This is a genomic window from Pseudomonas sp. BN414, from assembly GCF_029871275.1.
Lineage (GTDB): Bacteria > Pseudomonadota > Gammaproteobacteria > Pseudomonadales > Pseudomonadaceae > Metapseudomonas > Metapseudomonas resinovorans_C.
The window spans coordinates 93,862-120,578 of record NZ_SSOL01000040.1 but is presented as its reverse complement, the minus strand read 5'-3'; the positions used below and the strand labels follow the sequence as shown (position 1 = coordinate 120,578).

The window sequence follows — 26,717 nt, the reverse complement described above, 5'->3', positions numbered from 1 at the left end:
AGCCCGTGCGGCCGCTGTTAATGCCGCGTTAATACCGCCGGCACAATCTTCCGCACACCTGAAACCGCAACGGAGCCTTCATGCGTGCCCTGATGCTCGCGCTGTTCCTGCTGTTGCCCGGCCTGGCCTCGTCGGCCGGCGGGCTGCTGGGCAACGCGCAACCCGACTTCCTCCCGGTGGACCGGGCCTTCGACCTCAGCGTCACCCCCCTGGAGAACGGCGCAACCCGGCTGCATTGGCAGATCGCGCCCGGCTACTACCTGTACAAGCAGCGCCTGCAATTCCAGGGGCTGGCGGAGGCAAACCGGCCCAGCCTGCCGACCGGTGAGCCCCATAGCGACGAGTTCTTCGGCGACACCGAGGTCTATCGCCAGAGCCTGACCCTGGAAGTTCCGCCGGGAGCCGGTGCGCGCATGCGCCTGGGCTGGCAGGGCTGCGCCGATGCGGGTTTGTGCTATCCGCCGCAAAGCCGCGACGTTGCACTGAGTACCAGCGGTTCCGGCGAACCGGGCGCCTTTCAGGCCGAAGACCAGGCCCTGGCCAGCGGCCTGCAGGAACGCTCGCTGGCCTGGAGCCTGCTTCTGTTCTTTGGCCTGGGATTGCTGCTGGCCTTCACCCCCTGCTCCTTGCCGATGCTGCCGATCCTCGCCGGCATCGTGGCCGGCGGCGGCGCCTCGCCCCGTCGTGGTTTCGCGCTCGCCGGCACGTACGTGGTGGCCATGGCACTGGTCTATGCCGGGCTAGGCGTAGTGGCCGCCCTGCTAGGCGCCAACCTGCAGGCGGCGCTGCAGCAACCCTGGCTGCTGGCAAGCTTCGCCGGGGTGTTCGTGCTGCTTGCCCTGCCCATGTTCGGGGCGTTCGAACTGCAACTGCCGACGGCCCTGCGCGACCGTCTGGAGAATGCTGGGCGCCAGCAGAAAGGCGGCAGCCTGCTGGGTGCCGGCGTGCTTGGCGTGTTGTCCGGCCTGCTGGTCGGCCCCTGCATGACCGCACCGCTGGCGGCCGCACTGCTGTTCATCGCCCAGAGCGGTAGCGCCGTGCAGGGCGGCCTGGTGCTGTTCGTCCTGGGTCTGGGCATCGGCACGCCGCTGCTGTTGCTGGTGACGCTGGGCAATCGTTTCCTGCCCAAGCCCGGTGCCTGGATGGAACGGGTCAAGGGCGTGTTCGGCTTTCTCTTTCTCGCGGCGGCCCTGTTCGTCGCCAGACCGCTGTTGGCCGACAGCCTGTGGCTGGCCCTCTGGGGTGTCTGGCTGGTCAGCCTGGCCACCGCCCTCTTCCATGTCTCGCGGCGAGTCCCCGCGCGCGCCGCCGGCATGGTGCTGGGCCTGTGGGGCGTGAGCCTGCTGATTGGCGCTGCGGGTGGCGCGACGGATATCCAGCGCCCGCTGGCGGTGTATGCCGGCTCGACCAACTTGGCCCCCACGGCAAGCAACACGGCCCACTTCAGCGACCCCACCACCCTCGACCGTGAGCTGACGGCCGCCAAGGCCCAGGGACAGTGGGTGCTGGTGGACTACTACGCGGACTGGTGCGTGTCCTGCAAGGTCATGGAGAAAGAAGTATTCGGCAACGCCGAGGTGCAAGCGAGCCTTGCTGGCGTGCGAATCCTGCGCCCGGACGTGACCCGCAGTGACGCCAACAGCCGTGCCCTGCTCGATCGCTACCAGGTACTCGGCCCGCCGACGCTGCTCTGGATCGGCCCCGATGGCCAGGAACGCCGCGACGCTCGTATCACCGGTGAGGTGGACGCCCAGGCCTTCCTGAAGCGCTGGAATGCGGTTCGGGAGCGCGGCTGATGCTGACCTTGAACCTGGGTCCATTCGCCCTGGCACTGCCTCATGTGCTGATCCTCGGAAGCCTGCTACTGGCCACCCTCTGCGGCTGGTGGATCGGCCGGCGCCACGGCCACAACCCGGAGCGCTGGCTGTTCCGCCTGTTGCTGGTGGCCTTGCTGGTGGCACGACTGGCCTTCGTGATCGCTTACTTCGAGCACTTCCGCGATGAACCCTGGCGGGTGATCGACATCCGCGACGGCGGCTTCATCGCCTGGCCCGGCGTGCTCGCCGCCCTGCTCCTGGGTGGCTGGGTGCTGTGGCGCAAACACGCCTTGCGCAAGCCGCTGGGCATCGCCATGGTGGTCGGTGTCGCGAGCTGGGGCCTGGGCACCTTCACCTGGCAGGCCCTCGACCGCGCCACGCGTCTGCCGGAACTGGCCCTGCTGGATATCCAGGGCCGCCCGGTGGCGCTGCAAAGCCTTGCCGGCAAGCCGCTGGTCATCAATCTCTGGGCCACCTGGTGCCCGCCCTGCCGACGCGAGATGCCGGTGCTGGCGGCGGCCCAGGCCGCCCATCCCGACACCCTGTTCCTATTCGTCAACCAGGGCGAGGCGGCTGAAGCGGTCAGCCGCTTCCTGGAGGGCCAAGGCCTGGCCCTGGACAACAGCCTGCTCGACAGCGGCAACCGGCTGGGCCAGCGCGTGGGCTCCACAGCGCTGCCCACCACCCTGTTCTACGACGCCAGTGGTCGCCAGGTCGGCAGCCACCTGGGCGAACTTTCGCGGGCGAGCCTGGCGCGCGCCCTCGAATCCCTTGATAAGGACAATCAGCAATGACACGACTCCAACAACTCACCTGTGCGCTCGCCGGCATCGGCCTGTCGACCATCAGCACCGCCCACGCCGCCGATTGGCCGGCGCCGATCAAGGCTGTGGAGGCCCGTGGTGCCAAGGTGGTCGGCACCTTCGACGCCCCGGGTGGACTCAAGGGCTATGCCGCCCGCTACAACGGGCAGGGGATGACGCTGTATCTCACGCCCGATGGCGAGCACGTGCTGATCGGCAGCCTGCTCGACGCCCAGGGCACGGACCTGGGCCAGGCGCCCCTGGAGAAACTGGTGTACGCGCCCATGGGCAAGGAAATGTGGGAGCAGATGGAAAAGAGCGCCTGGATCGCCGACGGCAGCCCCAAGGCTCCACGCATCGTCTACCTGTTCAGCGACCCCAACTGCCCCTACTGCAACCTGTTCTGGCAACAGGCGCGGCCCTGGGTCGAGAGCGGCAAGGTGCAGTTGCGCCACATCATGGTCGGCATGCTGCGCCCGGACAGTCCAGGCAAGGCCGCCGCCCTGCTTGGCGCCAAGGACCCGCAGGCCGCCCTCAACGCGCACGAAGCGGCCGGCAAGGACAGCACCCTCAAAGCCGCGGACAAGGTGCCCGGAGAAATCCGCAAGCATCTGGCGGAGAACCTCGACCTGATGGGCGAAATGGGTGCCCAGGCGACGCCGTCCGTGTTCTACCTGGATGACAAGGGCCGTCTGCAGCAACAGCAGGGCGTGCCGCAGCCCGATGTCCTGGCGAAGATCATGGGCTCCCAGGCGGAGTGATTTGGTCGAGGGCCCTGGCAGTGCCCTCATCCCCCCGGGGAATGCACCCCTTCCCCTCGTCGGCCGATGTCGTCCCTTGTCATGAAATGAAAATCGCCTGTCGCGGGATGCACGGTTATCGACTCCTCATGGGGCCTAGAGTCGCTGTTGTTTCCCGAACAAGAAAAAACGAGAGTTCCATGAGCAAATCCCCCCGCACGCCGAAAGCCTCGGCGGCCAAACCACTTCCCGCAACTGCCAAGCCCCGTCGCCCCCGCAAGGAGGCCGACCTCCCGTCCCCGCAACACGAGCTGATCGGCACTGCGACAAACCAGACGCTGGCGGGTAATCCGCTGGTCAGCGTGCGCGCGGCAGACCTGGTCGGTTCGGCCGGCTACCTGCTCAAGGCGCTGGGCCAGTCGCCGCTAAAGGCCAGCGCTCATCTGGGCGGATACCTCAAGGAACTGCGCGCCATCGTTGGCGGTTCCTCCACCATTGCTCCCGACCCCAAGGACAAGCGCTTCGCCGATCCGGCCTGGCAGTCCAACGTCTTCCTGCGGGGCCTGTTGCAGAGCTACCTGGCCGGCCAGGGCGAACTCAACCGCTTCATCGAGTCCACTGATCTCCCACCCCTGGAAAAGAGCCGGGCGCAATTCGTTGCATCGCTCCTGGCCGACGCGGTGGCCCCCAGCAACTCGCCGCTGACCAACCCCGCCGCCCTGCGCAAGCTGGTGGATACCGGTGGTTTGAGCCTGGCCAGGGGCATCCGTCACTTCGCCCACGACATGCTGAACAAGCGCGGGCTTCCGGAGCAGGTCGACAGCACCCCGTTCAAGGTCGGGGAGAACATCGCCACGGCCAAGGGCGACGTGGTGTTCCGCAACGAGATGTTTGAATTGCTTCAATTCGCACCGACCACACCGAACGCATTTGCACGGCCGCTGGTGATGTCGCCCCCGCAGATCAACAAGTACTACGCCATCGACCTCTCGCCGGAAAAAAGCCTGATCAAGTGGATTCAGGACAGCGGCGTGAACCTGTTCGTCATCAGCTGGCGCAACCCCACCAGCGAGCATCGCGATTGGGGCCTCTCCGAATACGCCCTGTGCCTCGACCAGGCAGTGGATGTGGCCTGCCAGATCACCGGCAGCCCGGACGTGAACATGTGGGGCTCCTGCTCCGGCGGTATCACCCTGGCGGCCTACCTCGGTTGGCTCGCAGCCCGTGGCGAGGGCCACAAGGTGGCCAACACCAGCTGGGCCGTGTGCGTGCTCGACATGCCGTCCGCGCTGGACGACACCACCCTTGGGCTGTTCGCCACACCGGCCGCATTGCGCGCTGCCAAGGCCAGCTCGAAGCGCAAGGGCGTACTGAGCGGCCAGGACATGGCGCGCATGTTCGCCTGGATGCGCCCCAACGACCTGATCTGGAATTACTGGGTCAACAACTACCTGCTGGGCAACAAGCCGCCGGCCTTCGACATCCTCGCCTGGAACAACGACACCACCCGCCTGCCCGCCCAGTTGCATGCGGATTACCTCGACCTGGTCCAGCAGAACCCCTACAGCAACCCGGGCACCCTGACGATTGCCGGCGAATCCATCGACATGACCCAGGTGAAGGTCGGTGCCTACGTAGTCGGCGGCACCACCGACCACATCACGCCCTGGCAAGGTTGCTACGGCACGGCCCGCCTGTTCGGCGAGGACGCTACCTACGTGCTGTCCAACGCCGGACATCTGCAGAGCCTGGTCAACCCGCCGGGCAATCCGAAGTCGTTCTACTACGCAGCGCCCGCCAGTTCCAGCGACCCGGAAACCTGGCTGCAGAATGCCGGCGAGCGCCAGCAAGGCAGTTGGTGGTCCCACTGGCGTGAGTGGATCCAGCAGCGCTCGGGCGAAAGCCTGGCCACGCCGAAAAAAGCCGGCTCGCGCAAACATCCGCCGCTCTGCCCCGCACCCGGCACCTATGTAATGCAGCGCTGAAATCCCGCCGCATCGGCAGGACTCGGGTGAGCCCGGCCAAGTGACTCAAGGCCGCACCACCCGTGAGCTCCAGCGCTCTTCAATGGAATGAATGCGCGGAGCCGCAGTCTATCCCTCAGGCGGGTCGACCCAGCGGCTCGGACCCGCCGGCTGCCGTCCCGTTCCTCGCTGTCACGTGGCGGCCTTGGTGGCACGTCATCAGCGAGGTCCAAGATGCGCTGGATACCCGGGTTACTCTGCGTAGCCGCCTTGCTTCTGGGTGGCTACGCATCGGCCGCCGACACCGAGAAGGCCGAGACGGCGGAAAACAAGGCCGAGGTGCTGGAAGAAAAGGCTGCCAACGACCAACCGCCGCCCAGCGGCGAGGTCGCCCCCATCACGCCCAGCGAGGCGCAGGCCGTGGACCCGGCCGGCGCGGCGCCACTGGACGACGCCATCACCTGCCTCGCGCGCTCCATCTACTGGGAAGCCAAGGGCGAGCCACCCTACGAAATGGAAGCCGTCGCCAATGTGGTGATGAACCGGCTGGCCAGCGACGACTTTCCGGATACCGTCTGCGCCGTGGTCAAGCAGGGCTCGGAGACCAAGAGCTGCCAGTTCTCCTGGTGGTGCGATGGACGCCCCGATGAAGTGGTGGAGGAAGAGCGTTACGAACTGGCCACGGAGATCGCACGCAAGGCACTCAACGGCCAACTGAAGGATCGCACGGAGGGTGCGCTGTACTTCCACGACCGCACCGTTTCACCAGCCTGGGCCCGCGAGTACGCCAGGACGGCGCAGACCCGGCGCTTCCTCTTCTACAAGCCGAAATCCGGGTAAGCAGCCGGTCGCCGACGGTGTGTGCAAGACGCAGCGCTCTCCCTCGGTTCAAACCTGCTGGACGATCTGGATGAGGTTGCCGCAGGTATCGTCGAACACGGCGAGGATGACCGGACCCATGGTGGTCGGCGGCTGGGTGAAACGAACTCCGGCGGCGCTGAGTCGGGCATGCTCGGCGTGCACGTCGTCGACGCCGAAGGAGGTAAAGGGAATTCCATCCTGTTTGATCGCTGCCTTGAACGGCCCGGCCGCCGGATGCACATCCGGTTCCAGCAACAGCTCGACGCCATTGGGGTCACCCGGTGAAGTGAGCGTGAGCCAGCGATGGGCGCCCATGGGAATATCGTGCTTCAGCTCGAAGCCAAGCAGGTCGCGGTAGAAGGCCAGCGCCTTCGCCTGGTCGTCCACCAGCACACTGGCCACAACGATCTTCATGAAAAGCTCCTCCCGGTGGTCGAGGCCGGTATCGGCGCGAAACCCTGAATGATAGCCGCCCAGCTACTTCGACCCCGGGAAGCACAGAACCTCCCCCAGCGCAGCGGGCAGCCGTTGCACCGGGTGGAGGTTCCGAACCGCCCCGGATCAGATCGCGCTGCGCGTGCTTTCTCCGTCGACCAAACGCTGGATGCCCAACGGGTTGGCATCTTTCAGCGCGTCCGGTAGCAACGCATCCGGGTAGTTCTGGTAGCACACCGGGCGCAGGAAGCGGTCGATGGCGAAGGTCCCGACGGAGGTTCCACGGGCATCCGAGGTGGCCGGGTAAGGACCACCATGGACCATGGCATCGCAGACCTCCACGCCGGTCGGGTAGCCGTTGAGCAGCAGGCGCCCGACCTTCTGTTCCAGCAGGCTGGAAAGCTCACCGAAGCTGGCGAGGTCAGCCGATTCGGCGATCAGGGTGGCGGTGAGCTGGCCGCGTAGCCCTCGCAATGCACGCACGAGTTCATCCTTGTCAGCCACTTCGACGACCACGGTCGCAGGACCGAAGACTTCTTCCTGCAGCAGTTCATCGCCTTCCAGCAGCAGGCTCGCGTCGGCCTTGAACAACTGGGCCTGAGCCTTGCCGCCTTCCTGCGGGTTGCCCGCCAGATGGGTGATGCCGGGGTGACGGTGGAGGCCGTCGATACCGTGGCAGTAACTCTTCAGACCACCGGCGTTGAGCAGCGTCTGCGCCGGCTGGTCGCCCATGAGGGCGGTGAAGCGTTCGAGGAAGGCGGAAAACTCGGGCGAGCGGATGCCGATCACCAGGCCCGGGTTGGTGCAGAACTGCCCGGCACCCAACACCACGGAGGCGGCCAGTTCGGCGGCGACCTGCTGGCCACGGGCCTTGAGGGCTTCGGGCAGCAGCAGGACCGGGTTGATGCTGCTCATCTCGGCGAACACCGGAATCGGCTGCGGACGCGCCGCCGCCATGTCGCAGAGGGCACGACCGCCGCGCAGGGAACCGGTGAAGCCAACGGACTGGATCGCCGGGTGCTTGACCAGCCACTCACCGACACCGCCGCCGTAGATCATGTTGAACACACCGGCTGGCATGGCGGTTTTCTCTGCCGCACGGACGATGGCATCGGCCACCCACTCGGCGGTCGCCATGTGCCCGCTGTGGGCTTTGAATACCACCGGGCAGCCAGCGGCCAGGGCGGCAGCGGTGTCGCCACCGGCCGTGGAGAAGGCCAACGGGAAGTTGCTGGCACCGAACACGGCGACCGGGCCGACGCCGATGCGGTACTGGCGCAGGTCCGGGCGCGGCAGGGGCTTGCGCTCGGGCAGCGCGCGGTCGATGCGGGCGCCGTAGAAGTCGCCCCGACGCAGCACGGTGGCGAACAGGCGCATCTGCCCACTGGTGCGGCCACGCTCGCCCTGGATGCGGGCGGTGGGTAGCGCGGTTTCGCGGCAGACGGTGGCGATGAAGTCGTCGCCCAGGGCGTCCAGTTCGTCGGCAATGGCGTCGAGGAACTCGGCGCGACGGCTGGCCGGCAGGCTGCGGAAAGTGGGATAGGCCGCCTCGGCGGCGCGGGCAGCGGCGTCTACCTCGGCCTCGGTGGCCTGGCGGAAGGCATAGGGCAGCGCTTCGCCGCTGGTGGCATCGAAGCTCTGCACGGTAACGGGGCCGGCGGCGCTGCGGCCGCCGGCGATGAAGTTGAAACCGGTGATGACGGTCATGCTCGTCTCCCTGACCTTGTGGGTTGAGGGTGGCCGCCGCGAACGGTGGCCGGAAATGAATGAATCGCGCCAGGCACGCACCTCGTGGGTACGCGGCTTACAGGCGCGGGTGCCGCCGCTGGCGGCGCTTACAGGGAGCGGACAGCGCCGGGCGCCAGGTGCTCCTCTTCACGGGCGATGCCGTTGACCAGGGGCGCGCCGAATTCGGCCATCTCAATCTCGAAACGGTCGCCCGGACCGGCCTTGATGCCGTCGGCAAAGGACAGGGTCGCGGTGCCGAAGTAATGCACGTGGACATCGCCCGGACGCAGGAACTGCGCGTACTTGAAGTGATGGTATTCGAGGTTTTCCAGGCTGTGGCACATGTTGTCTTCGCCGGAGAGGAACTCCTTCTCCCAGATCACCTCGCCATTTCGACGAATGCGGCTGGTACCAGCCAGGTGCGCTGGCAGCTCGCCCACGCGCAGCTCGGGACCGTAGGCGCAGAAGCGCAGCTTGGAATGGGCCAGGTAGAGGTAGCTGCGGCGCTCCAGTACGTGGTCGGAGAACTCATTGCCCAGCGCATAGCCCAGGCGATAGGGCTGGCCGTCCTCGCCTACCACATACAGGCCCACCAGCTCGGGCTCTTCGCCGGCGTCCTCGGCGAAGGCCGGCACGGGGAAGTCGGCGCCGGGTCGGACGACGATGCCGCCGTCACCCTTGTAGAACCATTCCGGTTGCGCACCGGCGTTGCCGGCGCCGGGTTTGCCGCCTTCCACGCCCCATTTGAACATGCGCATGGTGTCGGTCAGGGCGGCCTCGTCCTGGGCCTTCTGCTGGTGCATCTTGTCGCGTGTGGAGGCGCTGCCCAGATGCGTCAGGCCGGTGCCGCTGACCAGGCAATGGGCCGGATCTTCATGGTCCAGGGGCGGCAGTACGCGGCCGGCTTCCAGCAGCTCGCGGTAGGCCGGACCGGGTTCGGTGCCACGGCTCAGGACTTCGTCCTGCAGGCTGCGCCCGGCGGCGATGGCGGCCAGGGCAAGGGCGCGGGTGCTGGCAGTGGCGCGCAGGACCTGGACCTGCTCACCCTCGATCACGCCAACATGGCGCTGGCCGGTGGCGGTCTCGAACTGGATCAGTCTCATGGCGATGACTCTCGTTACGGGGTGTTGGCCGGGACTTTACGAATCCCCCGCCGGCCTGCCTAATGAGAGCTTCTGATCCCGCGATAACTTTTGGTCATCCCCCCATGATCGCTTCCCTCCCCGCCCTGGTTTCCCGCCTGCGCCTGAAGCAGCTGCGTCTGCTGATCGCCCTCGATGAACAGGGTTCGCTGCACAAGGCCGCCGAGCAGGTCGCCATTACCCAGCCCGGCGCCACCAAGGCGCTGAACGAGATCGAAGCCGCCTTCGGCATGCGCCTGTTCAATCGCACCAGCCAGGGCCTGGAAGCCAACGACCTGGGCCGCTGCGCCATCCGCTACGCACGTCTGATCCACACTGACCTGGCGCACCTGCGGGAAGAGATGATCGGTATTCTCCAGGGCCAGGGCGGTCGCCTCTCGGTGGGCGCGGTGATGGGCGCGGTGCCGCTGCTGGCGCGCAGTCTGGAGCGACTGCGGGACACCCAACCGGAGTTGTCGGTGGAGGTGGTGGAAGACACCAGCGCCCGTCTGCTGGGCCTGATCGACCAGGGCCGCCTGGACCTGGCCGTCTGCCGCACCAGCGTGAGCCCCCGGCCGGACGCCTACGATGCCCAGGTGCTCTATGGCGAAACCCTGAAGGTCATGGCCAATCCGGCGCACCCGCTGGCGGGTGCCGAGGCGCTGGAGCTGGCGGAACTGGCCAACTACCCCTGGGTGGTATACCCCGCCAACATGCCCATGCGCCTGGTGCTGGAACGCGAGTTCAGCCAGGCGGGGCTGGAATTCCCGCGCTACCCGCTGGAGACCGCCTCGACGCTGACCACCGTAATGCTGCTGCGGCAGAACCCGCAGCTGATCGCCCTGATGCCCCGCGAAGTAGCCGATGAGGCAATCCACCTGGGCAGCCTCGCCTGCCTGCGCCTGCAACTGCGTTCGCGCAGCGAGCCCTTCTCGGTGGTGATGCGCCGGGGTGCGCAGTTGTCCGCGCCGGCCCGCTTGCTGTGGCAGGCCCTTGAGGCGGAAAGCGCTTCACAGCCGGGCGCCTGATGCGCCCGGAACACGAGTACAACCTCACGAACAGGAAAGCCCCATGCCCCATCTCGTCATCGAGTACAGCGCCAACCTCCCCGGCTTCAATGCCGCCGCCACCCTCGCCGCCTGCAATGGTTTCCTGGCCGACATCTCCGAAGCGGACATCAAGAGCCGCGCCGTACGCCATGAGCATTTCCTGGTGGGCACCGCCAGCAACGGCAGGGGCTTCGTGCATGCCACGCTGTGGCTGCTCTCAGGCCGTCCGGAGAACGTCAAACAGGCGCTCTCCCGTGGCGTGTTGGAAGCCATCGAGCAGACCTTCAACAAACCCGATGACCTCGACGTGCAGCTCAGCGTGCAGATGCAGGACATGGAGCGCAGCACCTATTCCAAGGCCTTCCTCTGACCTGTGGTTCAGAGCCCTGATGCGCGTTTCATGCAGCCCTGGTAGCGCCCATCCACCCGCTCGGCAAACCACTTGGTGGTGAGTTTGCGGGTGATCTTCGGGCTCTTCAGGTCGATGCCCGGCATCACTTCGCGGGGCAGCTTGCGCCGCTCGATCTTCTCGGCCAGGGCGAACACCTGTTCGTACAGGTCGGTTTCCTCGAACTCCAGGGTGTCACCCTTGAGCAGCGCGCGGCGGATGGCCGAGTCGCTGAGGTCCAGTTGTTTCTGCAGGGCGCGCACCGCGAGTTCGGTGGCGCCCGCCTTGCTGGAGCCATGGATCACCAGGTCGCCGTCCAGCGCCAGGGGAATACCCGAGGCCAAGCTAACGGCATTCTGGAAGGCGGCATTGCGGCTGGCGTACCAGCCGGCGTTGAAGTCGGCGAAGCGGTACAGCTGCTTCGGATAGTGCGCCGGGTAGCCCAGCAGGTGGGCGATGCCGAAGTACATGCCGCCACGCCGGGTGAAGACCTCCTGGCGAATGGAACCCTTGACCGGGTACGGGTAGTCCTTCGCGCTGGCTTCGGCGAAGGCGATGCTCACCTGCATCGGCCCGCCGGTGTGCACCGGGTTGAAGTTGCCGAACAGTTTCCGGCCCAGGGGCACCATGTCGATGAAGTCGTCGAAGATGGCGCTCAGCTCCTTCTCCGTACGTGCGGCGGACAGGCGCTGATCGTAGGTCTTGCCGTTGGGTGAGTCGATCTTCAGGGCGGAATTCACCACGAAGGCCGGTACATGCAGGCCACCGGCGCGACGCAGGATTTCCTGCCGGGCGATCTTCGCCAGTCCCGGCACCTGGGGGTCTACCTGGTAGGTGGACTCCTGCTCAGTGACCGCCAGCACCGCGCAAAGGTTGCTGTTATTGGGTGAGATGTCCTGTGCGGCGAAGGCGGCCTGGATATCAGCGGCCCAGCCCTGGCGATCCGTTACCTTGGCCGGCATCAGCTTCACGACCTTGGCCCGCACCTCGGCCGGCCGCAGCACCGGTTCCTCCGGCCGTTGTGTACCGCAGGCGGCCAGGGTCAGTAGCGTGGCGAGGATGATGATACGCGGGACGAGGTTGTTCATGAAGGGGCTGCCTTGCGATTCATGCCGGAAAACATGGCATGAAAGACAGCTGGGGCGCGAATTCATTCACCAAGCAGGACGCAGTCCTGCCGTAGGTTGGGCTGAGCGCAGCGAAGCCCAACATGGGACTCCCCGTTAATCGTTGGGCTTCGCTTCGCTCAGCCACAACCTACAAGAGCAGATTGTGCCGATGTGGGAGCGAATTCATTCGCCAAGCAGGACGCAGTCCTGCCGTAGGTTGGGCTGAGCGCAGCGAAGCCCAACGCGAGGCCGGTCGCGTATCGTTGGGTTTCGCTTCGCTCGCGGAACGCCGCCCGACCCAACCGACAAGAGCGGAACATGCCGATGTGGGAGCGAACTCATTCGCGAAAAGGAAGGCAAATCGCGGCGGTCAAGCGCCGCCACGGAAGCAGGAAACACCCCAGGCAGTGAGCTTGAACGGCAGATGGTAATGCTGGGACGCCTCACTGGTACCGAAGCGGTAGATCAGCTCATCGAGGAACGGCGGTTCTGGCAACTGCATCCCCCGCGCTCGGTAGAAGTCCGCCACTCGCAGGCGGGCTTCGTAGAGGCCTGGACGGCAGCGTTCGGCCAGCCCCGACAATTCGGCGAGCAGGCCGTTACTGCCGATGCGGCCGGCGCAGATCAGCTCGCGATCCTCGCCCTCCAGCCGCTCCAGTCGCACCTCCAGCCCTTCCGCCACGCAGCCGCTGGCGACATCCACCACATGGATGGAAATACCGCCACTCACGACCAGAAGCCTTCATGGGCGGTAGCAGCTTCGGACTCCAGCATCGGCCCCAGCACCTCGACTTCACGCTGGCCGCGGGCGAACACTTCGCGGCACGGCAAGGAGAAGGTGGGGTTCTCCGGATGGGCGCCGGTCAGTCCCAGCAGCGCGTGCTCCGACAGTGCGTAGACCACGCGCCCGATGCCGGTCCAGTACACCGCCCCGGCGCACATGCAGCAGGGTTCGGCGCTGGTGTAGAGGGTGCACTGGGCTAGTTCTTCCGGGCTCAGGATCTTGGCGGCCTGGGCGGCAGCGGCCAGTTCGGCGTGCTGGGTCGGGTCGCCTTCCGGCGGCATGGAGTTGTTGCCGGCCTGGGCGATCACCTTGCCGTTGCGGTCGGCCACCAGGGCGGCGAACGGATGCCGGCCACGCTCGCGGGATTCCTCGGACAGGCGGATGGACAGGCGCAGCAGTTCCAGGTCGAGGTCGTTGACGCCGGCGGGAACGAGGTTGCTGAAGGTCATGGGTGGCTCCTTGGCAGTAAAGGCGCAATACGCGAATCAGTCGGCCAGCTCGGCGGTTTCGCCCTGGCTGGCGGGCTCCTCCCGGTTGAGCAGGAGGTTGAGGACGATGGCGCTCAGCGCGCCGAGGAAGATGCCGCTCTCCAGCACCAGGCGCAGCGCGCCGTGGAAGTGTTCGAAGAGGGCCGGGAAGGACATGGGCAGCACGCCGACGCTCAGCGACACCGCCACCACCAGGGCATTGCGGGTGCCCTCGAAGCGCACTCGCGACAGCTCCTGGATGCCGGCCACCGTGGTCATGCCGAACATCACGATGGCGCAGCCGCCGAGCACCGGCGTGGGCACGGCGGCGATCAGCGCACCGAGCTTGGGGAACAGCCCCATGAGGATCATCAGACCACCCGCAGTAGCCACAACGAAACGGCTCTTGATGTTGGAAAGGGCGATCAGGCCGGTGTTCTGGGTGAAGGCGTTGTAAGGGAAGCTGTTGAACAGGCCGCCAACGATGGTGGAGAGGCCGTCGGCGCGGAAGGCATCGCCCAGGGTGCGCTGGGTGATGGTGCGGCCGGTGAGCTTGCCGATGGCCAGGCAGTTGCCGGTCGTCTCGGCCATGATCACCAGCATTGCCAGCGTCATGATCAGGATGGGTGTCAGGGAGAACTCAGGCGCGCCGAAAGCCATGGGTGCGGACAGCTCGAACCAGGCCGCCTGCCCTACCCGGCTGAAGTCGGTCATGCCGAAGGCAGCGGCGATCAGGCTGCCCGCGAACAGCCCGATCAATACGCTGAGGTTGCCGACGAAGCCCGAGAATCGCGCATGAATCACCAGGGTGATGGCGACCGTTGCCAGGCCCAGCAGCAAGTTGGCGGGCTTGCCGAAATCTTCCGCGCCGGGGTTGCCGCCGCCGAGCCAGATGGCCGCTGCCGGCATGAGGGAAATGCCGATGATGGTGATCAGACTGCCGATCACCACCGGCGGGAAGAATCTCAGCAGGCGGCTGAACACCGGCGCCAAGGCGATGGTGATGACCCCGGCGGCGATCACCGCGCCGAACACCTGGGTCAGCCCGTAGGCCTTGCCGATCATGATCATCGGCGCCAGTGCGATGAAGGAGCAGGCCTGCACCAGGGGCAGGCGCGCGCCGAAGCGCCAGAAGCCGAGGGTCTGGACCAGCGTGGCAATACCCGACGTCAGCAGGTTGGCGTTGATCAGCAACACCACTTCAGCGCTGGATAGCCCAAGGGCGCTGCCGAGGATCAGCGGCACGGCCACCGCGCCGGCGTATAGCACCAGCACGTGTTGCAGGCCGTAGGTGACGAGTTGGCGAACGGGAAGCAGCTGGTCCACCGGATGGGGATGGCTCATGGAGGTACTCCTGCAAAGCAACGTGTTCTTGTTTTTGGGTGTGGGTTGCCCAGCGATTCGAGGAGGCAGTGCTGGCTGAGGCGGATGATCTCCACTTGATGGCGATGGAACAAATGAATAACCATCGCCTCCATCGATGGATCAAAGGAGCTTCGCCATGCGGTTTTCACTGGATCAGTTGCAGGTGCTGGTCACCGTTGCCCAAGCCGGTTCCTTCTCGGCAGCCGCACGCCGACTGGGTCGTACGCAATCGACGATCAGTGCCGCCATCGCCAATCTGGAAACTGACCTGGGCGTGGACCTCTTCGACCGGTCCACCCGCATCCCGGCACTGACCGCTGCAGGCCAGAAGCTTCTGCTGGAGGCCGAAGCGGTGCTGGAGCGTTGCCTGGCACTGGAAGGCCATGCCGACAGCCTGACGGAAGAAACCGAGCCGAGCCTGGCCCTGGCCATCGAGGTGCCCTACAACACCGTGATGCCAGTACTGCGCGAGTTCGAGCAGGCTTTTCCTTATGTCGATCTGATCGTCCGCCACCCGGTCTATGGCGATGTGGCCGGCATGGTGCAGAAAGGCGAAGTCGAGATGGGTATTGCCTTCTCGCAACCGGAATATCCACGGGAACTGGAGTTCCAGCAGTTGGGCAAGCTGATCATGGTGCACGCCACCCACCCGTCACACCCGCTGGCGCAGCTTGCCGAGGTCAGCTTCGCCGACCTGCATGCCCATCGACGACTGGCCTTCAGCGCTCACGCCAGCAAGCTGCCCAGCAGTGAGTACCTGCGCTCTACCCAGCTCTGGCAAGCGGAAAGCTATATGGCCTTGCTGGAAATGGTGCGCGCGGGCCTCGGCTGGGCCACCCTGCCCCGCCAGCTCATCCATCGGGAACTGGCCAGCGGCGATCTGGTGGAACTGAACCTCGTCGCCTATCCACATACGGACTGGCTGGTAGGCGTGGACCTGATCTGGCCGCGCCGGCAAGGCAGGGGCAAGGCCAAACGCTGGCTGCGGGAGCGGCTGATGCGGAACAAGGTGTTCGAGCTGGATAGCCAGGGCAAGGCGACGACGCTCTAGGACGAGGCTTCCATGCGGGGCGCAGGGTCCAGCATTCTGAACACTCGTTTTAGATGCTGAACCGAAAAATATTTTTCTATACTCAGCAAAACCCATATATATCAATAGTTTACCGATTAAAAACCGATAAAAATCGGCCATTATTTTTTACGTTTTTCGTCGGCTTCGTTTGACATATTAAACGGCTCTGGCAGGCTATATAGCAGGTCTCGACCGGAAATCGCCCCGACGATTTCCGGCAGTGCTCGAGATCTCAGGTAGCCCCAAACCTCACTGGCGCGCCTGCACAGCAACGATAGGCTGAGCCTGTCCCAAGGTGAAATATGTCCAACAGCAACATTGGCAATAAGAAACAGACCACTCGTAAACCGGTCGTCCTGATGTCCATGGGCGCCCAGGAACGCAAGGGCCACGACTACCAGGTGATGACCCACAAGTACATCGTGCCGCTGGTAGATATCTCCGAATGCGTACCGGTCCTCGTGCCCACCTGCTGCGGCACCGAAGACCTCGAGCAGTACCTCGATATGGCTGACGGCGTTTACCTCACCGGTGCCGGCAGCAACATCGACCCGACCCTCTACGGCCAGGAAAACCTGACCCCGGAGAAAGGTCAGGACAAGGATCGCGACCTCTTCGACCTGCCCCTGATTCGTGCTGCCATCGAGCGCGGCCTGCCGATCTTCGGCATCTGCCGTGGCATGCAGGAAATCAACGTCGCCCTGGGCGGCGACATGTACCAGAAGGTCTATGCCGAGCCCGGCTTCAATGACCACCGCGAAAACACTGAAGACCCGGTGGACGTCCAGTACGCCCCGGCCCACAGCGTGCGTGTGGAGCAGAACAGCTGGCTGCACAAGGTCCTGGGTACCGACACCATTCAGGTGAACTCGCTGCACGGCCAGGGCCTGAAAACCCTCGGCAAGGGCCTCGAAGCCATCGCCCGTGCCGAAGACGGCCTGGTGGAAGCCATTCACGCTCCAAAACTTTCGCCCTTCCTCTTCGCGGTGCAATGGCACCCGGAATGGCAGGCGGTGAAGAACCCCGACTCGGTGAAGATCTTCCAAGCCTTCGGTGAAGCCTGCCGCAAGCAGGTGGAGCGCAAGGCCAAGGGCAAGGCGTTCGATCACGCTGCCTGAGACTGCACCCGTTGAATGAAAAAGCCCGGCAATTGCCGGGCTTTTTCATGCCTGTCTAACGGCGTAGGGTGCGCCGCGCGCACCAATGGCATGGAGCCCACGACTAGCTCTCACCTGAGCGCCAAACCGGTGCGCATGGCGCACGCGTCGAACCTCCTTGCTCACCGCTGTCGCCCTCTTCCCAGCTTCGCCAGCCAGAGCGTCAGCATCACCACCACGCACATGCAGGCAAAAGCCAGCCAGGCGTTCGGCCAGAGCAGCGGCATGCCGAACAGGATCAGGCTGTCATTGCCGCCGGGTACGAGGGTGGCGCCAAGCCCCATCAGTGCCCCGCCGCCGAAACACTTCAGCAAGGCCAGGGGCGTCGGCCAGCGGTGTTCCCAGAGCCCGGCGCTCCAGCCACCCAGCAAGGCCCCGGCGAACATCGCCGGCAGCAGCAGACCGCGCAGGCCCAGCGTCATGAATCGGCCGGTGGCCAGCTCAGCGAGGATATCGGTATAGGCCCAGGCGCCGACGCAGACGAACAGCAGGAGAAAGGCCACGCCGAGGACAATAGTGGCGTGGTGCGGCGACCAGATCGTTGCATGCACTCCGCCGTTGTGCCGGTTCCAGGCCAGCCAACCCAAACGCGCCACCAGTGCCGCGATGATCATCGGGACCAGGCCAATGGGCACCTGCTCCAGCCAGCCGGGAATCATCGTCGGCATCGCGGAGGTCATGCCGACATTGCGACCGGCCAGGGCGAAGCCTGCAAGGAACCCTGGGGGCGTTGCCAGCCAGGCCCATTGCCCCGAGCCGACCCGTGCCACGACGCCGAAGGCACACCCTCCATTGATGAACGCGCCGATGCCCAGCAGCGCACCACCCAGTGCCGCATGCCAGTGCAAGGAAAGTCCCGTGGGCACCATCGGCAGGAGATCGAAGGCACGCAGCAGGACGAATCCACCCAGCACCCACAGGGACGTTTCCAGAAGCGCGCGAAAGCGGGCCCAGCGGCCCTTGTTCACCACCTCTTCCAGCGCGGCCACCATGCAGGTGCCACCGCGCTGCACGGCAAAGCCCATCAACAGGGCCAGAAGCACGCTCGCCAGCAGGATCACGCCCTCGCCCTCCGCAGGCCAGGTCTTACGCCAAGATTAGCGGACGCCCAGCGAGCGCAGCCCGGCGGCGACGGTCGTCGCTCTCCATTGCCAAGAATCCCTTCATGCGCTCCAGCAAAGCCTCTAGCATGGCCGCATCAACTGCCCATGGAGAGTTACCGTGACCATCGAAATCCGCCCAGCCCAGCCCGACGATGCGCAACAGATCCTCGACTTCATCGTCGAACTGGCTGTCTACGAGCGGGCCGGCCACGAAGTCATCGCCAGCATCGAGGACATCCGCCGCACCCTGTTCGCCGACAACGCCCCTTCTCGCGCGCTGATGTGCCTGAAGGACGGCCAGCCGATCGGTTACGCGGTGTACTTCTACAGCTACTCCACCTGGTTGGGCCGCAATGGCATCTACCTGGAAGACCTCTACATCACGCCGGACCAACGCGGCATCGGCGCAGGCCGCCATCTGCTGAGGGAGATCGCCCGCGAAGCCCGTGCCAATGACTGCGGTCGCCTCGAATGGAGCGTGCTGGACTGGAACCAGCCCGCCATCGACTTCTATCGCTCCATCGGCGCCCTGCCCCAGGACGAATGGGTGCGCTATCGCCTGGACGGCGACGCCTTGCGCGAGTTTGCCGAAAGCAACAGCTGAGGCCTGGGATTTCAATCATTTTCAGCGTTTCGCCTGGTGTTCCGGGCGACCCGCCGGGCGTCAAACACACTCGGCGGGTCCGCGAAGCATTTCGGACGCTGGTTTATGGCATTGCCTGTGCGAAAATAGCGAAATTGCAAAATAGATGTCGCTGGAGACTGTATGGAAATTCTGGATTACGAAGACAGCCTTGAAACCTATCTGGGCGAACTGAGCGGAAAGAAGATCACGATAGTTTCCGCCTTCGCCAGCGGCACCGAGCCCCTGATCGACCAACTGATCGAGAATGGCAACCAGCTGGACATCCTGGTCGGCACCATCAACTCGCTGACCTCGCCCGACTTCATCGAGCACTGCCTCAACGAATCCAATCCTGATCTCGCCCTCACGGTGGACTTCCGCTACCAGGCGAGCGTGAACTGGAAGCTCTACCTGATCGAGCCGGATGTGGTCATCGTCGGCAGCGCCAACCTCACCCAGGTCGGCGTCAGCCTGGTGCGCGATACCTGCACCGTCATCACCGATGCGGCCCTGTACGACGCCTACCTGGCACGCGCCCAGGCGATCAAGGGCATCGAGGGCGTGATGGCCTGCAACCATGTCCAGGCCTTCGAAGATGCGCTGGACGCCTACAAGCAGAACCACCGCCGCATGCAAGCGGGCCTGGCGCGTACCGCCGAATACCTGGACAGCGAAGGCTGGCTGGGCGACGACACCAACCAGAGCATCCCGCTGTTCATCTGGTACAGCGACCATTCGCAGCAGTCCGAGGACGAAGCTCGCGACCACCTGAAATCCAGCAGCGACGGCGTGGCCTGGGACGATGTCCGCGAGTTCTTCACCTACGAGTGTGCCGAAGGTGCCCTGCCCTACGAGGAAGGCGACGTGGTGCTGACGGCGCGCTGCAATGGCTCGCACATCGGCTTCTACACCTTCGACCGCATCCTCTACCGCGAAGGCACCTACTACATCTACGCCTATCGCAAGAAGCGCTACACCCAGCCGTTCAAGCTGGATGGCGACAAGGAACTGCTCAAGGAAGCGATTCCGGAGTGGTACGAAGACGGCCGCACCGAGATCAATCGCGCCGATATCTTCCGCGTCATCGGCTGATCCCGCTGCCGAGGGGACGGCTTCACCGTCCTTTCGCGAATGAATTCGCCCCCACAAGGAAAGGCCAATCTGGCCCGGGCCCTGCGGGGGCGATCTCCATCTGTAGGGGCGATTTCAATCGCCAAGCGGACCGCAGGTTCGCCCATCGGCCCCTCAGGGGCAGCTACGCCGCCCTTGGCGAATGAATTCGCCCTACAAAGAAGGCCCAATCCCGGCACCAACCCTGTGGGGGCGATTTCAATCGCTGAGCGGACCGCAGGTTCGCCCCTCGGCCTTGCAGGGGGCAGCTTCGCAGCCCATAGCGAATGAATTCGCCCCCACAAGGAAAGCAATGAGCCGCCCAGGAATCTCAGGAACCGACACTGTCCAGTTGCGCACGAATGCGCCGGTTGAGGCTGGCCAGGCGCTGGCTGACGTCGGCCGCATCGTGGGGCTTGTCGCCGGCATTCAGCTGGCGTGCGCAAAGGTTGAGCGCAGAAAGCACCACCAATTCATTGGCGGTGACATAGGGGAATTTCTTCTTGTTGGAGGCGATTTCCGCCTGCAGCATCGCTGCCGCGTCCTGCAGCACCTGCTCTTCGCCGGCCGGCGCCTTGATGTTGTACTCGCGCCCCAGGATGCGCAGCACGCGGACGCTGTCGGTACTCATGCGCTGGCGCGGCTCTCGCTGACGCGGCGGACCAGGGCCTGCAGACGTTCGGCGGCGGCGTTGTTCTTCTCCTCCTGCTCCATCATCGACAGTTGCAGGCTGTCGTTCTCTTCGCGGGCCTTGCGCAGTTCGGCGCGGATGCGTGCGTTATCGTCGGCGATGGCCTGATTCTGCTGCAGCAGTTCGGTCACGAGCTGTTCGAGTTGTACGAGGGTATTGTCCAGCATGGGGGTCGTCTCCCGGACGGGTGAAAAAGGCCGGGGAGCATAAAGAAAAGCCCCCTCTCTGGCCAGGAAAAATCAGGTTCTTCAGACAGGACGTATGCTGTCAATTCAATGGCTTAGCAAATTTTCTTCATGTCATACAGACATATTGCGCCGTGCCTCGCCCGACGCGCGCGCCGGAACGATGACGAGTAGAATCCCGCGGTGAAGAAAGGTTCCGAGGTTGCGGTGGTGGAATTACAGCAGGGGTTCGTCCTGACCCGGCACTGGCAGGACACGCCGGAAGGGACGGAAGTCGACTTCTGGCTGGCCACCGATGCCGGCCCACGACAGGTGCGCCTGCCAGTTCAGAGCTCAGTTGCGTTCATTCCCGCCGAGCAACGCGAGCGCGCCGAATCGGTATTGGCCGGCGAGCGCGACGTGGAGTTGCGCCCCCTCGCCCTCTGCGACTTCCAGCATCGTCCGGTACTCGGCCTCTACTGCAGCCAGCACCGCCAGTTGATGCGTCTGGAGAAGGCGCTTCGCAAAGCCGGCGTGGATGTCTTCGAAGCCGATATCCGCCCACCGGAACGCTACCTCATGGAGCGGTTCATCACCGCACCGGTGTTCTTCGGCGGCACCCTGGACGCCAACGGCGTACTGCTGGATGCACAGCTCAAACCCGCCCCCGACTACCGCCCGCGACTCAGGCTGGTGTCGCTGGATATCGAAACCACCGAGCGCGGCGAACTCTATTCCATTGCCCTGGAAGGCTGCGGCCAACGCCAGGTCTACATGCTCGGCCCGGCCAATGGCGATGCCAGCGGGGTCGACTTCCAGCTTGACTACCGGGGTAGCCGCGCCGAGCTGCTGGAGGCCCTGAACCAGTGGCTGGCCGAACACGATCCGGACGCGATCATCGGCTGGAACCTTGTGCAGTTCGACCTGCGCGTGCTCCAGGCGCACGCCGAGAAGCTGAAGGTGCCACTGTTGCTGGGCCGTGGTGGCGATCCCATGGGCTGGCGCGAGCACGGCAGCGGCAACAACCACTTCTTTGCCGAAGCCACCGGGCGCTTGATCATCGACGGCATCGAAGCCCTGCGCTCAGCCACCTGGACCTTCCCCTCCTTCAGCCTGGAAAACGTCGCCCAGACGCTGCTCGGCGAGGGCAAGGCGATCGACACGCCCTACCAGCGCATGGATGAGATCAACCGCATGTTCGCCGAGGACAAGCCCGCCCTGGCGCGCTACAACCTCAAGGACTGCGAGCTGGTCACGCGCATCTTCGAGAAGACCGAACTGCTCCACTTCCTCCTCGAACGCGCCACGGTCACCGGCCTCGCCACCGACCGCAGCGGTGGATCGGTTGCGGCCTTCACCCACCTCTACATGCCGCTGATGCACCGCCAGGGCTTCGTCGCGCCCAACCTCGGCGAAAAGAACCCCGAGGCGAGCCCCGGCGGATTCGTGATGAATTCGCGGCCCGGCCTCTACGAGTCCGTCCTGGTACTGGATTACAAGAGCCTCTACCCGTCGATCATCCGCAGCTTCCTGATCGACCCCGTTGGCCTGATCGAAGGCCTCAGGCAACCGGATGACGAACACTCCGTCCCCGGCTTTCGCGGTGGGCGCTTCTCCCGTACCCGGCACAGCCTGCCCTCCATCGTGGCGCGGGTCTGGCAAAGCCGTGAAGAGGCCAAGCGCGACGGCAACAAGGCGTTGTCCCAGGCGCTGAAGATCATCATGAATGCCTTTTATGGCGTGCTGGGCTCCAGTGGCTGCCGCTTCTTCGATCCGCGCCTGGCCTCCTCCATCACCATGCGTGGCCACGAGATCATGCGCCGTACCCGTGAGCTGATCGAAGCCCAGGGCTACAGCGTGATCTACGGCGATACCGACTCCACCTTCGTCTGGCTCAATCGGCCCCACGAAGAAGATGAAGCGGCCCGCATCGGCCGCAATCTGGTACAGCAGGTCAACCAATGGTGGCGCGAGCACCTGCAGCAGGAGTACGGACTGGAAAGCGCGCTGGAGTTGCAGTTCGAAACTCACTACCAGCGCTTCCTGATGCCCACCATCCGGGGCGCCGAGGAAGGCAGCAAGAAGCGCTATGCCGGCCTGGTGATGCGTGCCGACGGCAGCCAGGAAATGGTCTTCAAGGGGCTCGAAACGGTGCGCACCGACTGGTCGCCGCTGGCCCAGCAGTTCCAGCAGGAACTCTACCAGCGCATCTTCAATCGCCAGACCTATCAGGATTACGTGCGCGACTACGTGCAACGGACCCTGGCCGGCGAGCTGGACGAGTTGCTGGTCTATCGCAAACGCCTGCGCCGCCAACTGGACGACTACACCCGCAACGTACCGCCCCACGTGCGCGCCGCACGCATGGCCGACGACTTCAACGACAGCCTGGGGCGTCCACGCCAGTACCAGAACGGCGGCTGGATCAGCTACCTGATCACCGTCAACGGTCCCGAGCCGCTGGAAACCCGCCGCTCCGCCATCGACTATGACCACTACCTGACTCGCCAGCTACAACCCATTGCCGACGCCATCCTGCCCTTTGTGGGGGACGACTTCGCGTCGTTGATCGACAAGCAGATGGTGCTGTTCTAGGCCCAGTTCCTGCTCCCTTGTGGGAGCGAATTCATTCGCGATTGAGCAAGGCCGGAGCTTCGGCTCGGTCAGCGATTGAAATCGCCCCCACAATGCCAAGGCCGCTGCATATGTGGGGGCGAATTCATTCGCGATGCAGGACGCAGTCCTGCCATAGGTTGGGCAGAGGAACGAAGCCCAACGCTCCAGGGCTCGGCATCGCTGCGTTGGGCCTCGCTGCGCTCGGCACCAACCTACGGTTTCCTCAGATAGGCAGCCCTGCCTTCGCCGGTGCGGTGCCCTGCATTTCAGATCGAGATCAGCCCATGCTCCAGGGCGTACTTGACCAGCGCCGCGGGGGTATCGATGTTCAATTTGCGGCGGATGCTGAGGCGGTAGGTTTCCACCGTGCGCACGCTGATATCCAGTTCGCGCGCCACTTCCTTATTGTTCAGCCCCTTGGCGAGCATCGACAGCACCTGCAACTCGCGCGGGGTCAGTTCGTTCTCGTCGCGGACATTGGTGGCCAGCTTGCGGGCGACTTCCGGGCTGTAGAAGCTGCCGCCAGCAACGATGGCTTCGATGGCGGCGATCAGCTCGGTGGAAGGTGCGTTCTTCAGCACATAGCCGAAGGCGCCTGCGTTGATGGAGGTGCGCACGTACTCCTGGTTGTCGTACATGCTGAGGATCAGGATCTTGATGCCGGGATACAGGCTGCACAGCCGCCGGGTCAGCTCCAGGCCGTTCATGTCCTTCAGGCCGACATCCACCAGCAGCAAGTCCAGTTCGGTATTGGCTACCAGCTCCAGTGCCTCGGCGCCGGACTCGGCCTGGGCCACCACCTCGAAGTGCGGCATGGCCGAGAGCAGCGATTTCACGCCATCGCGGACCAGCACGTGGTCATCGATCAGCGCGATTCTGATGGGATTGGGAACGCTCATGACGGCCTCTTGGTTCGCCTGGAATTCGAGCCGTTCAAGCTCTCTGCACGGGTATCTCGACCTGGAGTTCCGTTCGGCCGTGAGAAGAGGAAATGGTGAATGCCCCGCGATGGTGATCGACCCGTTCCCTGATATTCCTCAGGCCGATGCCGTGACTCCTGTCCACCAGGCCGGGATCGAATCCCACACCGTTGTCTTCGACCCGCAGGACGATGGTTGCCTGGTTGGCGGCGAGCGAGATTATAGCGGCGCTGGCCCTGGAGTGGCGTTCGATGTTGCCCAGGGCTTCCTGGATGATGCGGAACAGCGTGACGCGAACGTCCATGCCGAGGCTGGCGTCGTCCAGACCGCGCTCGTACTGAGTGCGGATGCCCGTGCGCTGCTCGAACTCATGAACCAGCTGGTCGATCGCCGGCGACAGGCCGAGGGTATCCAGCAATGACGGCCGCAGGTCGTGGGAGATGCGGCGGATTTCGCCGATGGCCTCGCCGAGACGCGCCGTGCCCGCGCGCAGGTTCTCCAGCCCCCTCTCCCGCCCGTTCTCCAGCTCCAGGCTGGCCAATTCGAACTGGAACTTGATCGACACCAGTTGCTGGCTGATGCCGTCGTGCAACTCACGGGAAACCCGTGAACGCTCCTCTTCCTGCAGGTGGACGATGCGCTGGTTCAGCGCCGACAGCTTGCGGTCGGCCAGGCGGTGCTCGGTGAAGTTCAGCATCAGACCGCCGGTGAACACCACCAGGATCGCGATCAGCGAGAAGGAGGCAATCGCCAGCACCGTGGTCAGCACCCCTGTGGCCACTTCCTGGCGCGACTTGAGCGTGGCCACCTCCACATCGTCGATGTAGATGCCGGTGCCCAGCATCCAGCCCCAGCGGTCCAGCATCACCACGTAGGAGAGCTTTTCAGTCACCTGGCGGGTGGAGGGTTTCTCCCAGGTGTAGAGCTGGTAACCGTCGCCCCGCTCGGCGCTTTCGAGCAGTGCCTGGATCACTGGCAGACCGTTCTTGTCCTTCATGCCGATGAGTTCCTTGCCCACCAGGTTCGCCTGCCGCGGGTGCATCAGGTTCTTGCCGTGACGGTCGTAGACGAAGAAGTAGCCGTCGAGCCCGAAGCTCGCCCGCGACAGCATGTGCAACGCCTGCTGACGCGTCTCCTCGTCGTCGCGGCCACTCTCGTACAGGGGCGCGATCAGGCTCAGGGCCAGCTCCAGGTAGTTCTTCAGTTCGGCCTTCTTGGCCGCCATGATGCTGCTCTCTACCAACCGGGCCTGTTCTTCCTCCAGCTTCTGGCTCTGGGCAAAGACCAGCACGCAGATGAAGAGCACCGACGCGATGAGTGGCAGGACGCTGAGCGTCACGATCTTGTGCTTGAGTTGCATGGTCACTCACTTCACCACGTGGCCGAGACCGCGCGCGTCATCGTAGGGTGGAAGTCGCTTTTTACTTCCACCGCGGGTGCCTGGATCGAGGCCGATGGGGGATCGGTGAAGCGTGATCCACCTGTGGGAGCGAATTCATTCGCGATTCGCCGACCTCACACCTGCGACGCCTCGAACCCGGCGCGAATCTTCTCTTCTGGCAGTTGGTCGCCGATGAACACCATCACGCTTTCGCGCAGCTCACCGTCCTGCCACTCGGTGTCCCAGTCGAAACCGTAGAGCCGCAGCACACCCTGGAACACCAGACGTCGGGGTTCACCCTCGACGCAAAGTACGCCCTTGTAGCGCAGCATGGAGTTGCCGTGCTCTTCCAGCAGCCCTTCCATGAACGCACTGAGCCGGTCCATATCCAGCGGGCGCTCGCTTTTCAGCACCAGGGTGCCGATGCGATCGGGAGTGCCGGCGGAGGCCAGCGGACGCAGGGTCAACGCCGGGCCGACATCGGCGTTGAGGTTGAAGCCGCGCACGTCCAACAGCTCGGCGAGATCGATGCGGCCATGGTCCACCACGCGGATCGGGGCGCGGCGGTTGATGCGTGAAAGGCGCTGGCAGAGGGCGTCGAAGTGCGCTTCGTCCACCAGGTCGCGCTTGCTCACCAGGATGCGGTCGGCAAAGCCCACCTGGGCCTGGGCGATGGTTTCCTGCAGGTGGCGCTCGGCGTTCACTGCATCCACCAGGGTGATGATGCCGTCCAGCACGTAGCGCTCGCAGAGTTCCTCGTCGGCGAAGAAGGTCTGCGCCACCGGTGCCGGGTCGGCCAGGCCGGTGCATTCGATCACCAGGCGGTCGAAGGCCAGTTCACCGGCGTCCAGCCGCTCCAGCAGGAGGAACAGCGCCTTCTCCAGCTCGACGTGTATGGAGCAGCAGACGCAGCCGTTGGCCAGGGTCATCACCTGCACCGGCTCGTCGCCGAGCAGTTGGCCGTCGATGGGCGTTTCGCTGAACTCGTTCTCGATCACGGCGATCTTCAGGCCGTGCTCGGCCTTGAGGATGTGCTTCAGCAGCGTGGTCTTGCCTGCACCGAGGAAGCCGCTGAGCACGGTGACGGGAATAGGGAGATGGACAGACATCGGGGCAATCCTCGAAATCAGGTTTCAACCCGTAGGAGCGACTTTGCTCGGGAACAGTTCTTCGCGAGCAAGCTCCCTCCTACAAAAAAGGGTCCGGGGGATGACCGGAAACAAGAGCGCCACGGCTAGGCGTGGCGC

Annotated in this window: 25 protein-coding genes; 12 read left to right on the top strand and 13 right to left on the bottom strand. The window is 64.7% G+C overall.

Annotated elements, in window-relative coordinates; genetic code table 11:
- Positions 1-80: 80 nt before the first annotated feature.
- The 5 genes from dsbD (at position 81) to E8E95_RS06910 (ending at position 6,164) form a co-directional block, all read left to right on the top strand.
- The gene (gene dsbD / locus E8E95_RS06930; RefSeq protein WP_280349154.1) at positions 81-1,796 is read left to right on the top strand and encodes a protein-disulfide reductase DsbD; all 1,716 of its coding nucleotides are present in this window, start codon (positions 81-83) and stop codon (positions 1,794-1,796) included.
- Positions 1,796-2,611, top strand: a complete 816-nt coding sequence (locus E8E95_RS06925) for a TlpA disulfide reductase family protein (RefSeq protein WP_280349153.1) — start codon at positions 1,796-1,798, stop codon at positions 2,609-2,611. Before dsbD ends, E8E95_RS06925 begins: the two co-directional genes overlap by 1 nt.
- The gene (gene dsbG / locus E8E95_RS06920) at positions 2,608-3,381 is read left to right on the top strand and encodes a thiol:disulfide interchange protein DsbG (RefSeq protein WP_280349152.1); all 774 of its coding nucleotides are present in this window, start codon (positions 2,608-2,610) and stop codon (positions 3,379-3,381) included. Before E8E95_RS06925 ends, dsbG begins: the two co-directional genes overlap by 4 nt.
- A gap of 179 nt (positions 3,382-3,560) precedes the next feature.
- The gene (locus E8E95_RS06915) at positions 3,561-5,345 is read left to right on the top strand and encodes an alpha/beta fold hydrolase (RefSeq protein WP_280349151.1); all 1,785 of its coding nucleotides are present in this window, start codon (positions 3,561-3,563) and stop codon (positions 5,343-5,345) included.
- A 213-nt stretch (positions 5,346-5,558) separates the two neighbouring features.
- A complete protein-coding gene (locus E8E95_RS06910) occupies positions 5,559-6,164 on the top strand; it encodes a cell wall hydrolase (protein WP_280349150.1) in 606 nt (201 codons plus the stop codon).
- Between the two features lie 48 nt (positions 6,165-6,212).
- Here E8E95_RS06910 and E8E95_RS06905 read toward each other — a convergent pair whose 3' ends face one another.
- The 3 genes from E8E95_RS06905 to araD1 form a co-directional block, all read right to left on the bottom strand.
- Positions 6,213-6,599 carry a VOC family protein gene (locus E8E95_RS06905; protein ID WP_280349149.1) on the bottom strand — a complete coding sequence of 129 codons (387 nt, stop codon included), beginning with the start codon at positions 6,597-6,599 and terminating at the stop codon, positions 6,213-6,215.
- 147 nt (positions 6,600-6,746) lie between these two features.
- A complete protein-coding gene (locus E8E95_RS06900) occupies positions 6,747-8,327 on the bottom strand; it encodes an aldehyde dehydrogenase (NADP(+)) (protein WP_280349148.1) in 1,581 nt (526 codons plus the stop codon).
- A gap of 128 nt (positions 8,328-8,455) precedes the next feature.
- A complete protein-coding gene (gene araD1 / locus E8E95_RS06895) occupies positions 8,456-9,451 on the bottom strand; it encodes an AraD1 family protein (protein WP_280349147.1) in 996 nt (331 codons plus the stop codon).
- A 104-nt stretch (positions 9,452-9,555) separates the two neighbouring features.
- On the opposite strand from araD1, the gene E8E95_RS06890 reads away from it, so the two are divergent.
- Positions 9,556-10,497 carry a LysR family transcriptional regulator gene (locus tag E8E95_RS06890; protein ID WP_280349146.1) on the top strand — a complete coding sequence of 314 codons (942 nt, stop codon included), beginning with the start codon at positions 9,556-9,558 and terminating at the stop codon, positions 10,495-10,497.
- Between the two features lie 43 nt (positions 10,498-10,540).
- Positions 10,541-10,888, top strand: a complete 348-nt coding sequence (locus tag E8E95_RS06885; protein WP_280349145.1) for a 5-carboxymethyl-2-hydroxymuconate Delta-isomerase — start codon at positions 10,541-10,543, stop codon at positions 10,886-10,888.
- 8 nt (positions 10,889-10,896) lie between these two features.
- On the opposite strand, the gene E8E95_RS06880 is transcribed toward E8E95_RS06885, so the two are convergent.
- The 4 genes from E8E95_RS06880 to E8E95_RS06865 all read right to left on the bottom strand — a co-directional run bounded on the left by E8E95_RS06880 (position 10,897) and on the right by E8E95_RS06865 (position 14,610).
- Positions 10,897-11,994 (bottom strand): DUF1615 domain-containing protein, encoded by a 1,098-nt coding sequence (locus E8E95_RS06880; RefSeq protein ID WP_280349144.1) that lies wholly within the window; start codon positions 11,992-11,994, stop codon positions 10,897-10,899.
- Between the two features lie 391 nt (positions 11,995-12,385).
- Positions 12,386-12,745, bottom strand: coding sequence for a hydroxyisourate hydrolase (locus E8E95_RS06875; RefSeq protein ID WP_280349143.1), 360 nt, complete (start codon positions 12,743-12,745; stop codon positions 12,386-12,388).
- Positions 12,742-13,248 carry a nucleoside deaminase gene (locus tag E8E95_RS06870; protein WP_280349142.1) on the bottom strand — a complete coding sequence of 169 codons (507 nt, stop codon included), beginning with the start codon at positions 13,246-13,248 and terminating at the stop codon, positions 12,742-12,744. The genes E8E95_RS06875 and E8E95_RS06870 overlap by 4 nt, the downstream gene beginning before the upstream one ends.
- A gap of 36 nt (positions 13,249-13,284) precedes the next feature.
- Positions 13,285-14,610, bottom strand: a complete 1,326-nt coding sequence (locus E8E95_RS06865) for a nucleobase:cation symporter-2 family protein (RefSeq protein WP_280349141.1) — start codon at positions 14,608-14,610, stop codon at positions 13,285-13,287.
- Between the two features lie 157 nt (positions 14,611-14,767).
- On the opposite strand from E8E95_RS06865, the gene E8E95_RS06860 reads away from it, so the two are divergent.
- Both E8E95_RS06860 and E8E95_RS06855 read left to right on the top strand, forming a co-directional pair.
- On the top strand, positions 14,768-15,682 hold the full coding sequence (locus tag E8E95_RS06860) for a LysR family transcriptional regulator (protein WP_280349140.1): 915 nt from the start codon (positions 14,768-14,770) through the stop codon (positions 15,680-15,682).
- A gap of 323 nt (positions 15,683-16,005) precedes the next feature.
- Positions 16,006-16,821 (top strand): type 1 glutamine amidotransferase, encoded by an 816-nt coding sequence (locus tag E8E95_RS06855; RefSeq protein ID WP_280349139.1) that lies wholly within the window; start codon positions 16,006-16,008, stop codon positions 16,819-16,821.
- 161 nt (positions 16,822-16,982) lie between these two features.
- Here the strand turns inward: E8E95_RS06855 and E8E95_RS06850 are convergent, their stop codons facing one another.
- Entirely contained in the window at positions 16,983-17,921 is a 939-nt protein-coding gene (locus tag E8E95_RS06850; RefSeq protein WP_280349138.1) for a YeeE/YedE thiosulfate transporter family protein, read from the bottom strand.
- 160 nt (positions 17,922-18,081) lie between these two features.
- Between E8E95_RS06850 and E8E95_RS06845 the strand changes: the two genes are divergently transcribed.
- Both E8E95_RS06845 and E8E95_RS06840 read left to right on the top strand, forming a co-directional pair.
- Complete coding sequence (locus E8E95_RS06845) at positions 18,082-18,567, top strand: GNAT family N-acetyltransferase (RefSeq protein WP_280349137.1); 486 nt, start codon at positions 18,082-18,084, stop codon at positions 18,565-18,567.
- A gap of 162 nt (positions 18,568-18,729) precedes the next feature.
- Complete coding sequence (locus tag E8E95_RS06840) at positions 18,730-19,680, top strand: phospholipase D family protein (protein WP_077524598.1); 951 nt, start codon at positions 18,730-18,732, stop codon at positions 19,678-19,680.
- A 349-nt stretch (positions 19,681-20,029) separates the two neighbouring features.
- On the opposite strand, the gene E8E95_RS06835 is transcribed toward E8E95_RS06840, so the two are convergent.
- Both E8E95_RS06835 and E8E95_RS06830 read right to left on the bottom strand, forming a co-directional pair.
- Entirely contained in the window at positions 20,030-20,329 is a 300-nt protein-coding gene (locus E8E95_RS06835; RefSeq protein WP_280349136.1) for a cell division protein ZapA, read from the bottom strand.
- Positions 20,326-20,556 carry a hypothetical protein gene (locus E8E95_RS06830; protein ID WP_179059219.1) on the bottom strand — a complete coding sequence of 77 codons (231 nt, stop codon included), beginning with the start codon at positions 20,554-20,556 and terminating at the stop codon, positions 20,326-20,328. Before E8E95_RS06830 ends, E8E95_RS06835 begins: the two co-directional genes overlap by 4 nt.
- Positions 20,557-20,784: 228 nt before the next feature.
- On the opposite strand from E8E95_RS06830, the gene E8E95_RS06825 reads away from it, so the two are divergent.
- The gene (locus tag E8E95_RS06825; RefSeq protein WP_280349278.1) at positions 20,785-23,148 is read left to right on the top strand and encodes a DNA polymerase II; all 2,364 of its coding nucleotides are present in this window, start codon (positions 20,785-20,787) and stop codon (positions 23,146-23,148) included.
- Between the two features lie 287 nt (positions 23,149-23,435).
- On the opposite strand, the gene E8E95_RS06820 is transcribed toward E8E95_RS06825, so the two are convergent.
- The 3 genes from E8E95_RS06820 to yjiA form a co-directional block, all read right to left on the bottom strand.
- Complete coding sequence (locus E8E95_RS06820; RefSeq protein ID WP_280349135.1) at positions 23,436-24,068, bottom strand: response regulator transcription factor; 633 nt, start codon at positions 24,066-24,068, stop codon at positions 23,436-23,438.
- Positions 24,069-24,102: 34 nt separating this feature from the next.
- Complete coding sequence (locus E8E95_RS06815) at positions 24,103-25,449, bottom strand: cache domain-containing protein (RefSeq protein ID WP_280349134.1); 1,347 nt, start codon at positions 25,447-25,449, stop codon at positions 24,103-24,105.
- A 155-nt stretch (positions 25,450-25,604) separates the two neighbouring features.
- On the bottom strand, positions 25,605-26,597 hold the full coding sequence (yjiA, locus tag E8E95_RS06810) for a GTPase (RefSeq protein ID WP_280349277.1): 993 nt from the start codon (positions 26,595-26,597) through the stop codon (positions 25,605-25,607).
- Between the last annotated feature and the right edge of the window lie 120 nt (positions 26,598-26,717).